We start from the raw sequence: 13,548 nt of genomic DNA on the forward strand, positions 1-13,548 counted from the left end.
CGTAACAAACGAGTGACAAGAAAAACGTAAACAAAGGCAAAGAAAGCTATATCATGAACAAGTGAAACTCGCTACCACCGCACTAAAGACAACAAACAGCTAACGAAAGAAAACAATGTTACTTCCCGATACAAGATCGGGAAAAAATTTCTGCGGAGGAAGAGGGATTCGAACCCCCGGACCTGTTACAGTCAAAATCATAGTTGCAAAGACGGACACCTCCCCAAAAACAAAAATTCCCGATACAAGATCGGGAAAAAATTCTGCGGAGGAAGAGGGATTCGAACCCCCGGACCTGTTACAGTCAAAATCATAGTTGCAAAGACGGACGCCTCCCCCAAAAACAAAAATTCCCGATACAAGATCGGGAAAAAATTTCTGCGGAGGAAGAGGGATTCGAACCCCCGGACCTGTTACAGTCAACAGTTTTCAAGACTGCCGCAATCGACCGCTCTGCCATTCCTCCGCCGCAAAAGTAAAACTCCGGATGAATTAAACAAAAACTTTTTTTCAAAACCGGTAAATTCGAGCTCGGCAACTATCTGATATCTTTGGAATTGGTCCCGCTCATTTCAATGTTCAAGCTACTTCTGACAGAAAGTTGTGGGCTAAGAATCAATGCCAGACCGGTTCCGCAGGAAATGCCGCTTGAGATTGCCATGCAATCCAAAGACTCGGAGTTGCGTCGCAAGTCGGAACTCACCGGAAAGAAAATGGTTGATTGCTGGAAGAAATGGGATATTTCAGGTTCACTAACACTCGTTTGGTTGACACTTCGAAAAAGGAAATGGAAAGCTTGTTTGATGCGTATGGCTTGCTGACGTTTGCGTACGATGACCGTACATCCAGACCGTTTTGCAACCGACCTTCGATAGACTCATTATCACGTAGGAATGGTCCGATGAATTTTTCGCGGAAGAGCTGCGTCTGCATGCAATCGTACTCAACGGCAAAAATTACGAAGCTTATCACGGCGATCTGGAGGATCCTTACATCTGGGGTTACGCTACAGGAATTTTGCAAATTTCCACATCGAGCGGCTGGCTTTGTACATAGCTATAGATCGGGTATGTCCGATAATGTACGGGAATGACGGCCGGATAATTCTTCTCACGCCCACCAGTTTGAATTCATATAACGACATTTCCGCACAGAAAAGCCCCAAACAGTAGATGATGGGTGGAAAGAGGGGACAAAATAGCCCGATGTCAGCGTACCATTGTAGGAAAAAAGTTTTTTTAATCCGCCCGGATATTTACATTTGCGGCCGGATTAATGGAATTTCCGCTTTTTGCAAAATGACCCCGGCACCGGGTGTTATTGGAAAAAACCGGGAATTTCGTTAAACTCGCAACAACCGGAGAGATGTCAGAGCTGGTTGAATGTACCTGACTCGAAATCAGGTGTACTCGAAAGAGTACCGGGGGTTCGAATCCCTCTCTCTCCGCAACCCATAAAAAATCGCTGGTTTTCAGCGATTTTTTCGTTTCCGGGGCCTTATTGCACCTTGGTGCTCTTTAACCGGTCCACGTTCTGTGCTAGCTTTGAGAAAATTACGATATGGGAAAATTTATAATCCTTGCTTTTGCCGGTTGGAGCCATCACCGTACCGGAAAAAGGCTCCCAGGCAGGATTTTCACCCATGAAGATAACGTTCCGGTATTACAACGGCTTGAACAGGAGCCCGCCTGGTAAAATCCCTACAAAAATAGCCCCCCTTACTTATTGCAAAGCAAGGAAGCCGGTAAAACCGGCGTTCGTCGATTGAATATGCCGTTCGTCGATTTTTGCAAACCGACGTGAAACTTTCGGTAATACGGATCGTCTCCTCAACACAAACATCCATCTATAACATGAAACGAATCGCATTACCCCTGTTATTTTCCCTCTGCAGCCTCAGCGCCATTGCGCAGGTAAAATTGAACGTGCAGCTAGCCGCGTCGCTGAAAGGCCCCTACACCGGCCGCCTCTTCGTTTACACGCTGAAAGACACCGCCGCCCGGTTCACCGACCGCACCATGGCCGAAGAACCCGCCTTCTACCTCCCGGTCTCGAACTGGAAAACGGGCGAGGTCATCCGCTTCGAAAAAGGCAGCCATGCTTCGCACAAAGCCCTGGAAACCCTCGATCCCGGGGTGTACAAGATCGTCGCCATCCTGGATTCCAACACGAAGGAAAGAGGCAACTCCGCCCCGGGGAACCTCTACAGCCGGCAGGAAGGCCTGCTCCACATCGCCGAAAAAGGCCGGGGCGAAGGTGCCGTTACACTGAGCAACGCCTTCCCCGAACGCACGTTCCGGGAAACGGACCAGGCGAAGGAAGTAAAAATGCGCTCGGCCCTGCTGAGCGATTTCAGGAAAGAAGACATTTTCATCAAAGCCGCCGTTATACTGCCGGAATCCTATGCGAAAGACGCATCGCGGCAGTACCCGGTGGTGCTCATCATCCCCGGATGGGGCGGAACGCATTACCATGGCGCCATTCCCGGCAACCAGCGCGTGTTCGGGATGGGGCAGGGGAAAGATAAAATCTACGTCTACCTCAACCCCGAAACCCAAACCCCCTGGGGCCTCCACGCCTTCGTGGATTCGCGGGTGAACGGGCCCTGGGGCAAAGCCCTCGTGACCGAACTGCTGCCTTACCTCCAACAGCGGTTCCGGATCAAAAACGATCCCAAACAGACTTTCATCACCGGCCAAAGCTCCGGCGGATACGGCGCCGTATGGCTCGCCCTTCATTATCCCGCCAGCTTCGCCGGCTGCTGGGCCACCGCCCCCGATCCGCTGGATTTCTCTTCCTTCACCGGCGTAAACCTCTATTCTGCCAAAAATTATTACCATGACGAAGCCGGCAAGGAACGGGGTTTCCTCCGCATGAACGGAATTTTCCAACAATCCCAGCGCGATGCCAGGATGGCCGAACTGTTTGCCGGTGACGGCGGGCAGCAGCAATCGTTCGAAGCGGAATTCGGGGTGCCGGGAAAGGACGGCCGGCCGAAAGAACTCTTCGATCCCCAAACCGGAAGCATTCATAAATCGGTAGTGCAGGAATGGAAGCCCTACGACCTGGCCCTTTATGTGCAAAACAACTGGCAAAAGATCAAAAAAGCCGGTGTGGGGAAGATCACGGTGTATGCGGGAACGGAAGATAATTTCCTGCTGAACGAATCCGTAGCGGCTTTCGGCCGGAAAGCAGAAGCGGCAGGGGCGGATATCCGGGTGGTGCTGGTACCGGGGGCCGACCATTTCAACCTGCGGAACGAAGCATGGGCGCGGGACCTGCAGGCGGAAATCGATGCGCTGATCGGGAATTGACCTGGTTTTATATCGACCGGATGCCGATTCGGTCGATCCGCATTTTTGCATCCAACCCGATCCGTAACTTTTGAATAAGCAATGAACCCCATGGACAATATAAGGTTGCGGGCCCTCGGGCCCGGCGATACCGAAATGATCGGCCTCGTGGCTGAATGGTACAATGAAGAATGGAACCTGCCGCTGCAGAAAACCCGCGAGAACCTGCTGGCTGTATGCGCCGGCGGATCGCAATTCCAGGCCGTGCTGACCGTAGGAGGCCGGCCCGTGGCCACGGGTGGCGTGTATCATCATGTGGGGCTGTGCGACCGGGTGCCCCGTTTCCGGCAATACCGCCACTGGCTCGCGATGGTATATACGGTACCGATGTTCAGGAACCAGGGATACGGCGCGCAGCTGTGCCGTTACCTGCAGGATATGAGTGCGGAGAAAGGGATGGAATCCCTATACCTTTTTACCGACTCGGCGGAACGGTTATACGCCCACCTCGGATGGGATGTGATGGAACGATTGGAAACCGGCGGAAGGAACCTCGTGGTGATGCACCTCGCGTTAACCGGAAAGCCGCTGGAACACCCGGCGCAACACGAAATCAGATAAAGGTTGCACATGGTTATGGAAAAAGCCGAACGGTAAATCGTTAACGGACGAGTTCTGGCGAGAACGGACAAAGCGCTGCGGTTCGAAAGAGCTGCGGCGCTTTGTCTTTTTCCGGATAGGCAATCAAACATCGATCAGGAGCGGTTTCTATCTATGATTTCGTGTATCCGTCGACTTTGTTTTCTCGTCCCGCGCGCGTGGCCCAATTTTGCCGTTCACAAGAAATCTGAATTTTAAAAATCATGCTATGATCAGAAAAATGAAGCGGAGTGTTTACTTCGTACTCCTGCTCGCTACCGCCGCATCCTGCAAAAAGAGCGGTGGTGGTGAAGCGCCGGTTCCCACGCTCCCCGAACCCCAGCCAGTTACGCACGGCACTCCGGAAGGAACGCCCGTCACCAAATCCATCGGCGCAGCTGGCGGCAGCATACAATCGGCCGATGGCAACATTGCCATCGAAATCCCCGCAGGCGCTGTTTCAACTGCCACCAACTTTTCCATCCAAACCGTGAGCCGTACGCTCCCCGCCGGTACAGGCCCTTCGTACCGGCTGCTGCCTGAAAACGTGCAGTTCCAGCAAGATGTGAAGATCACGCTGAAGTACGCCGACACGAGTCTCATCGGGACTACGGAAGACGATCTCTACATGGCCTATCAGGACAAGGAAGGATTCTGGCACCGGGAGATCATGACGGCCATCGACAAAACGAATAATACCCTCAGTGCCCAAACCCGCCATTTCAGCGACTGGACTATCGAGCGGATATTCCGCATCGAGATAGCGCAAAGCGATCGTATCCTGGAAGCCAGCGAGCAGGCAATGTTGATGGTATTGTACCAGGATGTCAAAAAAGGAACGGACCAGATCATCCAGGGGGTATGGGTGCCCGACCAGAACATTGAAACCTGGTTCGCCACCGGCCCGGGCACGTTCGATCATACCAAGCATCATAAAGTTCATTACAAAGCGCCTGCCAGCATCCCGCAGCACCAGGAAATAGCTGTTGGGGTACGCATCAGGAACCTGGTGAGCCAGCGCCATCCCGACAGGCCGGGCAATGGTGGGCTGGTGATCGTCCAGGTGCCGGTAACGCTCCTGCCGGAAGAATATTTTACCTGGTATGTGGACGGCACCACGAACGTCGCCTATTCCATGGACGCAGCGCTGTTGGGCACCAATACCACTTTAATGGGGACCGGGCTCACCGGCGGGGTCAGCCTCTACATGAACGGTGGAGGACTGGGTAAATACGAATCCGGAAGCGCCGTGGAGCCGAAAAAGTTCAATGTCCAGTTGTCTATTTCCAACGGCATCCCGCCCGTATACCTCACCGAATACTACCCCTGCGGCGGTTCGGGTGTGAAGTACGGTACCGGCGAACTGAACATCTCCAGCTACGGCAATATCGGGCAGTCGATCTCCGGCTATTTCGTGGCTACGGTATATGCGCCGGGATCCGGTTGTAATCCCAAATCCAAAAAAGTTTCCGGCAGTTTCCGGCTCAAAAGAAAAATGTGATCCCCATTATGAAAGCAACCATCGTCAACCCCATCATCAAAGACCAGGTCACCTTCACCGAAACCTCCGCATCCACCGGCGGGCGCATTTCCCGGCTGGAAGTGAGGCTCATGCCCGGCGGCGGAACGCCCATGCATTACCATCGCAATTTCTCGGAAACCTTCGTGGTAACCGAAGGGGTGCTGACCGTCACTATGAACGACCGCTTCGTGCGCCTGGCGCCCGGCGGGCATTTCACCGTGGAAAAAGGCGTATCGCACCGCTTTTCGAACGAAACCAGCGAGCCCGTGCACTTCACCACCATCGTGGAGCCGGGCTCCACGGGGTTCGAGAACGCCTTGCGCATCCTGTACGGCCTCGCGGAAGACGGCATAACCGATAACAAGGGAATGCCCCGCAACCCGCTGATCCTGGCCGCTATCTCCGATATGAGCGATATGCACCCGGCCGGCGCCGCCATGCTGTTCCTGCCGGTTTTCAAGCTGCTGGGACTGATCTCCCGCATCAGCGGCACGAAAAAACGCCTGTTGACCAGGTATTGCCAATAGTTCGTTCGCGGGCGAAAAAAAAAGCGGCGGCCTCAAAATTTTGAGACCGCCGCTTTTTCGTTCAGATGACCGGCCAGACTGCATCCGCGAGGTGCTGCACTTCGATCTGCGGTTCACCGGTCAGTCTGCATGCACCGGGTTATCAAACGGGAACAGGACGCCTCGTACTGTCGGGGCGTCCTGCTTTTCCTTTTTTGGGGACAGATGGAGTTATTTTGCCGGCGTTCCTTTGATATCTATCGAAATCTCGATCTCGGGCAGGATGTACAACGGCCCCGTGGGATCGCTGTAGGCGTTCATCCCCCAGTCGAGCCGGGGCAGTTTGAAGCTGCCGGTCGCGGAGATGTTGTCTTTCGTAACCTGGATGGAAGCAGGGAAACTGAGCGGATGCGTTTGCCCGATCAGCGTGAAGTCTCCGGTGATTTTTGCGTTGGTTCCGGGCATGGAGGCTTCCTTGAAGTCTTCCACTTTTGTGACATGGAACTTTGCTTCGGGATACATGGGAACGTTGAAGAAGGTATCGCTTTTCAGATGGTTGAGCAGTTGCAGTTTCGGCGGACCGGAAAGGTCTTCGTTGTCGATACTGGCGATGGGGATGGTAAAATCGCCGCCCGTAACCCGGGCGTCTCCATTGGTGAGCAGGCTGCCCGACACCTTGAAGCTGCCTATATGGAAATGGGTGGGGGCGCTGCCTTTCCATTTGATGACGGAAGCATTTTCATCTACCTTGAAGCTGGGGGCGATGCCTTTGTCTTTGTTGGAACAGGCCGCCAATACGAGCAGCATGGCGGAGAAGAGATAGTGATGGCGTTTCATGGCGCGATTGATTGTTTTTATTTGGTTTCCAGAAAATGTACGTTGTATCGTTGGGTGATGGTCTGCAACATCTTCCCGATGGCTTCCATGTCGGGCGCCTGGGGCGGTGCGATGGTGGGCTCGCCTTCCAGCGGTGTGCTGAATTCCTCGAAGAATCCGCTCAGCTGGCCGGGAGTGATCAAATTGAGCAGTTTAGCCGCAGGCGTGAGGATGCGGAATGCGTGGGGGATTTTTCGCGGGGCGAAGGCGGCATCCCCGGGGCCCAGTTCGGTGATCACCTCGCCGATCTGCAGGCGAATGTTGCCTTCCAGGACAACGAAGCTTTCGTCTTCCTCATGATGCACATGCTGGGGCGGCTCGCCGCCGGCTGGCAGGGTAAATTCCAGCAGCGCGATGCTGCCGTTGGTTTGTCCGGGATGGATGAGCGTTCTGTAAAAGCCTCCCTGGTAACGCCGGAAGCCGGACGTAGATGTTGGTTCCATAATTGAATTCCTGTTTTTGGGAATGCAACGTTCGGACTTATCCGGGGCGGGTGCAACTAAGATCGACCGGCGCGGGGTTTGGTCGCCGGAAGGAGGGGTTGGTAGATGGAAGTTCGACGAACGGATGCCTTTATTCCGCAGTTTCCCCGCCGGGGCCGAAATGCTCCTGGCAAGCCTGTTTGTAGTTGCGGCCGATGGGCACCTTCTTGCCGGCAACGATCACGTAATTGGGATTGTATCCTTCCACACTGTCTACCGGGATGATGAAAGACCGGTGCACGCGCAGGAACCGCCCCATGGGCAGGAGTTTTTCGGCCACGCTGATCTTCTGTTTGGTCATGTAGGTTTTCTCTTTCGTCACCACCCGGATGTAATCGCGCACGCTTTCGATCCAGTGGATATCTGCCGTGTCGACCTTGATCGATTGCCGGTCGATCCGCAGGTACAGGTAATGCCTTGCCGCCGGCTGAACGGGCGTTTCCCGGGGCTGGGCGTATACGGCGGGGGCACGGTCTCCCCGGAGGGCGTGCATCACTTTGTCAACCGCCCGCAGGAACCGGTTCAGCGGGATGGGTTTTACGAGGTAATCTACCGCATCGAGGTTGAACCCTTCTACCGCGTACTCATGATAAGCGGTGGTGAACACGGTCTTGGGCGGGTTCTTCAGGCTTCTGACGAGGTCCGTACCCAGCAGGCCGGGCATTTTGATATCGATGAAAAGCAGGTCTACCGCCTGTTGCCGCAGCACCTGCGCCGCTTGCATGGCATTGCTGCAGGTGCCGATCACTTCCAGTTCCGGGACGTTCGCGGCGTATTTCCGGATGATCTGCAGGGCGTGGGGCTCGTCGTCCACGATCAGGGTCCGTATTTGGGTATCAGGCTGCGTCATGGGCGGATAATTTAACCATTAATTCGATGATGAAGCATTCTTCTTCGTCGTACCAGGCCAGCGCATGCGCTTCCGGGTACAGCAGCCGCAGGCGGTTTTTCACGTTCGACAGGCCGATGCCGCCGCTTTGCTCCGTTCTGCCGGGTACGGGCTGTTCGGGCTTGCTGTTGCTGATTTTCAGGTGCAGGGCGCCGTCGCGCACCAGCAGTTCCATATTGATCCAGGCGCCTTCGGCCGTTTCGCCGACACCGTGTTTGAAAGCGTTTTCCAGCAAGGGGAGCATCAGCAGCGGGGCGATCCGGTAACGGCCAGGGGGCTCGCCTTCGATGCGCACGTTCAGGTCTAGCCGGTCTTCATACCGCAACTGCTCCAGCCGGATGTAGTCGTTCATGATCTCGATGTCGCGCTCCAGCGAAACACGGTCGGCCGCGCATTCGTATATCACATACCGGAGGATGTTCGACAGGCCGAGCACTACGCCCGGCGTTTGCGGCGCATTGTCCAGCGAAAGGGCGTAAATATTGTTGAGGGAATTGAACAGGAAATGGGGGTGAAGCTGCCCTTTCAGGGAGCTGAGCTCCGCCTGCAGGATGGCATTTTTCCGTTCGTGCCACATCATGAACAGCTTGGACGTCAGCCCGATCCAGACTACCACGTTGCTTCTTTCCACGGCGTTCACGAAATCCCCGGCGCTGATAAACTGCTGCCACCGCGATTTGGCCAGCTTGCCCCAGGTGAAATCCGGATCGTCGCGGATATAGAAATCGTAAATGTAGGGATCGGTGACGAAAATCTCCGCCAGCCGGTACAAAACGGCCATCAACACCATCACCGCCAGGCCGGAAACAACGGTCCGCAGATACCGCCCCTTGAAAAAGCTGGGCAGCACCTGGTGAACGAGGAGGTAATAGTAAAGCATATGAACGGGGAGCAGCATGAGCACCACTACCGTGCCCAGCCGGTAACTGCCGAAAGCAGTGCTGTAGATATAGGTAAGCAGCAAAAACGCGAATGCCCAGAAGAGGATATGCGTTAAAAACCGCCCGTTTTTCAGGAAGGAAAATGCTGATTTCATGGTACAAACTTAGCGCACTTGATAACAGCCGCGGCGCACGGTACCCAATATACGGCTTCCGGATCGACGGACAACCCGAATTGTCGACGAACGGTGGCTTTAATGCTCCGTGCTCTTCGAAAATACGTTCACGACGATCACTCCGGCCACGATCAGCATCATCCCGATAATGGCGCCCGCATCCAGTTTCTGCTTATACAGGACCCAGCCGGCGGCAGATACCAGTACGATGCCCAGGCCCGACCAGATGGCATAGGCGATGCCCACCGGGATGGACTTCAATGTCAGGCTCAGGCAATAAAACGCAATGCCGTACCCCGCGATGACGATCAGCGAAGGCCCCGTTCTGGAGAAGCCTTCAGACGCTTTCAGCGCGGAAGTAGCGATCACTTCGGAAACGATGGCGATGGCCAGCAGGACATATTTCATAGACCTTGTTTGATAGGGTAAAAATATCGCTGCCAACCGGAAATAAAAATTTTTTATCCCGCCGGAAAACATGCGTGCCTGCGATGGGAATGTCGTGTTTTTTAAGGACATTCGTCTTTTATCAAAGCTGAAAGACATGACCATCCGCCCCTACGAGCCTTCCGATTTCGATGCCTGCGTCGCCGCGTTTAAAGGCAACATGCCGAAGTATTTCCTGCCGGAGGAACTGGAAGATTATTCCAACTGGCTGTTGAACTACGCAAAAGGCATCCCCTATAAGCCGGAAGGTGTGGAAACATATTTCGTGGCGGAGGAAGACGGCCGGCTGGTGGCCTGTGGCGGTGTTTTCCTGGAGAAGCAGAACAATATCGCCGGCATGGTGTGGGGGATGGTCGATAACCGGCTGCACCGGCAAGGCATCGGCCGGCGGTTCCTCCTCTACCGGATCGATTATATCCGCCGCGAATGCAACACCTGCAACATCAAACTGGATACCACCCAGCATTCGCGCCCTTTCTTCGAAAAATATGGTTTTGCCGTGGTGAAGTACACGGAAAACGGCTATGGGGAAGGGATGCACCGGTACGATATGCTCTTTGGCGCCTGATCATTTCTCCATCGCCCGGGCTTTGCGGCCGGCGGGCATTTTCTCGATCGCGTATCGCAGCGCCGTCCGGGGCATTTCGTTTTTATGGTGCATCACGAACCGGAAAACCGCGTCCTCATGCTTCTCCGCGGCCGATTTCAGCAGCCAGCCGTAACCCTTTCGTACCATATCGTCTTCGTCGTGCAGCAGTAGGGTGGCGATGCGAAGCGATTCCTCGAGCATCCATCCTTTCCTGGCCGGTACGATCAGCGACACCGCCGCTCCCCGGCGCACCCACCGGTTCTTCGATTTCGCCCATTTTTCCAGCACCGGCAACCGGTCCGGGTACCGGATGAGGAATTCTCCCACCGTATGGTTACAGAACGTATCGCAGGCGGCCCAGTTGTTCACGTAGGCGTGCAGCCATTTTTCGAACAATTGGAGATCCGCCGGCGCAAATTCCTTCCGCCGCGAATAGGAAAGGTCGCAGGCGATGAGGGTTTCCTCCATCACGCCGTCTTTCCACATTTCTTCGCAAATCGAGAATACCATTTCTTTGGTTTCAGAACGGAGCGCTTTGACGAACGGTTTGGCGATCGCCTTCACCGTGGCGGATTTCACGCCGTACGTTTTGATATCTTCCTTGAAGAACCTGCGGGCGGAGTCCTGCCCGGCCGGGGTGCCGGCCGCCTGGAGGTCCTGTCTTAATTGTAGGATGAGCGGGGTCATGTGCAAATATAAGGGTTGTCGGATCGGATGCTGCATCCGGCCGGGTAAGTTCATTTCGAAAGTAATTCGTTTAAATGGCCCGGTCCGGCATTTCGATGGACCGTTCTGGCATTTCACGGGATCCCGTAGTTAACATGCGTATATCAAAGGATAGCTTTACGTAAAACCCCAGCATGAAGTATTTCATTATCCCAGTCTGCCTACTGATCATTTTGTCGGCATGTTCCAAGAAAAAAGCCCCTGGCGACGAAACCCCGAACCCGCATCCCTTTCCTACAGGGATACCTTTACAATCGGCCCGGGGCGCCACCATCGGCCCTGCCGTAACGGCAGTCATCGGGGCGGGAGGCGGAACGCTTTCCTCGGCCGATGGCCGGATCACCCTCATCATTCCCGCCGGGGCCGTGACTACGGCGCAAACGTTCAGTATCCAGCCGGTTGAAAACACCCTGCGCCCGGGGTATACGCCGGTGGCGCCGTCGTTCAGGTTGCTGCCCGAGAACGGCGAGTTCGCAAAGCCGGTGACGGTAAAGATCAAATACGATCCCGAAAAGCTCACTTCCGGGGTGGAAGACGGACTGCGGATGGCATACCAGTCGGCCAGCGGACATTGGAAGCCGGCACTGGCTTCGCTTGATAAAGCGGCACATACGCTCACGGCCCAGGTCCTCCATTTCTGCGATGTAACTTTTTACGAACAGTTCGAATTGTTCGTGGATAAAAATGAACTGGGCAAAGGCGAAAAGGCCAACCTTGCGGTAGGGGTGATAGGGGATATCACCGACAGCGAAGATTTGCTCGTGAATTTTCAGTCGGCCGTGCTGGAACAGATGTATGGTCAAACCGGTAAATATTATATGGACATCGGCGGGCATTACATCACCCGGGTAAAAGGCTGGAAGCTCGTAAAAGGCGGTGGCGTACTGACGCCGAAGCGCAATTTATTTCAATGGGAGGCTAATGCCGAATACACCGCGCCCGACGAGATAACCAGGATCGATACGGCCATCGTGGAAGTGACGCTCGAAGGGCTGAAAGACATCCCGGATCCCTCCGCCCCAGGTGGCAAGCGCAAACTGGGTACGCTCATCATCCGCAAGGAGATCCGCCTGGTGCCCGATGGCTACATCCAGCTGCGCGTCAATGGGAAAGATCATCTTTTTACGCAATCGCTGACGGCGCAGGTGCATGAGGGCCTGATCGGGATCGGCGGCAACTTCAATCACGGTGAAATGGGGATCGGTATAAACGTCGGCAGCAGCCGGACGGGCACTTTTTCCTGTGAAAACCCCCTGGCCAATAACGGCAAAGCGCAGATCACGTGGGCCTACCGGAAAGGGGACGTGCCCGTTTTCGCGAGCAGCATGTATTGCGTGGAGGAGGGCGGCTCCGGCGTGCCGAAACATTCTGCCGGCACTTTAAAGCTGACCAAAGTAGGGGCATTGGGCGAGTTCGTGGAAGGAGAATTCTCCGGAACGATATACGAACAGCGATCCGGCTCCGAAGCCTGTGATTTCGATCAGAAACAGGTGGCGATCCGTTTTCGTTTGAGGCGTACGTTATAGGGGACCTTCCGCCCGCCTGCGGATCACCTGGAGGATGTTGTCCTGAATGTCTTCCATGATCCAGCCCGCCCAAATGCTGGCGTACCAGTTAAACGTGGTCGACAGTTTGAAATTGCTGTACAGGTGCAGCCGGCAGGTGGAATCGTTCACTTGCTCCAGATCGTAGGTGCCGTTGAGCACGTCGAAGAACTTGCCGCCGATGACGATATGCTCGTCCATGGTGGTGGAGGGAATGTCGTACGGATTGGCTTTTATCGTGAACCGCATGAATTCCTGGTGCCGGTAATCCTCCACGGTTTCGTCGAAGACCAGCCCCCCCGTAAAAACCGCCTTCCGGAAACCGCCCGTTCCCTCCTTATCCAGTTCGGCCCTTACCGGTTGCGGGAATAGCAGCCAGCGGGTGATGCCGGCCTTGTTCTCTTCTGCGTTGATGTCGGAAACGCGCGTCACCAGGGGCCAGATGCGGTTTTTGGGCGCCTGGATGTCGATGTACGTATAGGCTTTGTACCGGCCGGGAATGTTGCCGATCCATTGCTCGATAGGGCTGATGAATACCGGCAACAGGAGCAGGAGGGATACATGGATGTTTTTGCGTTCATGGTTGCGGCGGCGCATCCCTCGGCCGGTGAGCCCGCCGAGGGAACTGGCCAGCATGAAGAGCGGAAAAGCCATGAGCCAGCAGGCCCATCCTTCCAGCCGCAGCGAAATAGTGACGCCAAGAAAGATCGCCAGTGAAGCCCAGGGCATGATCACTGCGAAATCGCGGCGCTGCGATTGCTCATAGGCGGCTACCCAGACAAGGAGGAATCCCATCCCGAAAGGGACGAAGAAAAGAAAAGCGATAGACATGACGCCCAACAGGTCCCAGGCTTCGAACACGTCCATAACGTAGCGCATACCGGTGCCGAAAACGACAGGCAAAAGCAGGGATAGCAGTAAACGATAAACTTTGCGGTGCATAGGGAAAGGGATGGGTGTAACAAGAAAAAAGTCCGT

General features: G+C 54.9%; 13 protein-coding genes and 2 tRNA genes. 7 read left to right on the forward strand and 8 right to left on the reverse strand.

From position 1 onward, the window contains the following. Positions 1-381 precede the first annotated feature (381 nt). Positions 382-466 (reverse strand) — tRNA-Ser (locus tag EJ361_RS12940). Between the two features lie 893 nt (positions 467-1,359). Between EJ361_RS12940 and EJ361_RS12945 the strand changes: the two genes are divergently transcribed. The 5 genes from EJ361_RS12945 (at position 1,360) to EJ361_RS12965 (ending at position 5,981) form a co-directional block, all read left to right on the forward strand. After that, a tRNA-Ser gene (locus EJ361_RS12945) sits at positions 1,360-1,447 on the forward strand. 406 nt (positions 1,448-1,853) lie between these two features. Continuing rightward, the gene (locus EJ361_RS12950; RefSeq protein WP_126246059.1) at positions 1,854-3,314 is read left to right on the forward strand and encodes an alpha/beta hydrolase-fold protein; all 1,461 of its coding nucleotides are present in this window, start codon (positions 1,854-1,856) and stop codon (positions 3,312-3,314) included. Positions 3,315-3,404: 90 nt separating this feature from the next. After that, entirely contained in the window at positions 3,405-3,914 is a 510-nt protein-coding gene (locus tag EJ361_RS12955) for a GNAT family N-acetyltransferase (protein WP_164714211.1), read from the forward strand. A 247-nt stretch (positions 3,915-4,161) separates the two neighbouring features. Next, the gene (locus tag EJ361_RS12960) at positions 4,162-5,433 is read left to right on the forward strand and encodes a hypothetical protein (protein WP_126246061.1); all 1,272 of its coding nucleotides are present in this window, start codon (positions 4,162-4,164) and stop codon (positions 5,431-5,433) included. 8 nt (positions 5,434-5,441) lie between these two features. Beyond that, complete coding sequence (locus tag EJ361_RS12965) at positions 5,442-5,981, forward strand: cupin domain-containing protein (RefSeq protein WP_126246062.1); 540 nt, start codon at positions 5,442-5,444, stop codon at positions 5,979-5,981. Positions 5,982-6,191: 210 nt separating this feature from the next. On the opposite strand, the gene EJ361_RS12970 is transcribed toward EJ361_RS12965, so the two are convergent. The 5 genes from EJ361_RS12970 to EJ361_RS12990 form a co-directional block, all read right to left on the reverse strand. Then, positions 6,192-6,797 carry a YceI family protein gene (locus EJ361_RS12970; protein ID WP_126246063.1) on the reverse strand — a complete coding sequence of 202 codons (606 nt, stop codon included), beginning with the start codon at positions 6,795-6,797 and terminating at the stop codon, positions 6,192-6,194. 17 nt (positions 6,798-6,814) lie between these two features. Then, entirely contained in the window at positions 6,815-7,279 is a 465-nt protein-coding gene (locus EJ361_RS12975) for a cupin domain-containing protein (protein WP_126246064.1), read from the reverse strand. 130 nt (positions 7,280-7,409) lie between these two features. Continuing rightward, positions 7,410-8,168 carry a LytR/AlgR family response regulator transcription factor gene (locus tag EJ361_RS12980; RefSeq protein WP_126246065.1) on the reverse strand — a complete coding sequence of 253 codons (759 nt, stop codon included), beginning with the start codon at positions 8,166-8,168 and terminating at the stop codon, positions 7,410-7,412. Beyond that, a complete protein-coding gene (locus EJ361_RS12985; protein ID WP_126246066.1) occupies positions 8,155-9,243 on the reverse strand; it encodes a sensor histidine kinase in 1,089 nt (362 codons plus the stop codon). Before EJ361_RS12985 ends, EJ361_RS12980 begins: the two co-directional genes overlap by 14 nt. 99 nt (positions 9,244-9,342) lie before the next feature. Then, positions 9,343-9,672, reverse strand: coding sequence for a DMT family transporter (locus tag EJ361_RS12990; RefSeq protein ID WP_126246067.1), 330 nt, complete (start codon positions 9,670-9,672; stop codon positions 9,343-9,345). 136 nt (positions 9,673-9,808) lie between these two features. Here EJ361_RS12990 and EJ361_RS12995 point away from each other — a divergent pair, with 136 nt between their 5' ends. Then, positions 9,809-10,279, forward strand: coding sequence for a GNAT family N-acetyltransferase (locus EJ361_RS12995; RefSeq protein WP_164714212.1), 471 nt, complete (start codon positions 9,809-9,811; stop codon positions 10,277-10,279). Here EJ361_RS12995 and EJ361_RS13000 read toward each other — a convergent pair whose 3' ends face one another. Continuing rightward, positions 10,280-10,987 (reverse strand): DNA alkylation repair protein, encoded by a 708-nt coding sequence (locus EJ361_RS13000; RefSeq protein WP_126246069.1) that lies wholly within the window; start codon positions 10,985-10,987, stop codon positions 10,280-10,282. It lies immediately after the preceding gene. Between the two features lie 173 nt (positions 10,988-11,160). Here EJ361_RS13000 and EJ361_RS13005 point away from each other — a divergent pair, with 173 nt between their 5' ends. Continuing rightward, a complete protein-coding gene (locus EJ361_RS13005) occupies positions 11,161-12,552 on the forward strand; it encodes a hypothetical protein (protein WP_126246070.1) in 1,392 nt (463 codons plus the stop codon). Here EJ361_RS13005 and EJ361_RS13010 read toward each other — a convergent pair. Continuing rightward, on the reverse strand, positions 12,547-13,512 hold the full coding sequence (locus EJ361_RS13010; RefSeq protein ID WP_126246071.1) for a hypothetical protein: 966 nt from the start codon (positions 13,510-13,512) through the stop codon (positions 12,547-12,549). The two genes, EJ361_RS13005 and EJ361_RS13010, sit on opposite strands and share 6 nt — an antisense overlap. Positions 13,513-13,548 lie beyond the last annotated feature (36 nt).

This window comes from Chitinophaga rhizosphaerae, from assembly GCF_003958645.1.
GTDB lineage: Bacteria > Bacteroidota > Bacteroidia > Chitinophagales > Chitinophagaceae > Chitinophaga > Chitinophaga rhizosphaerae.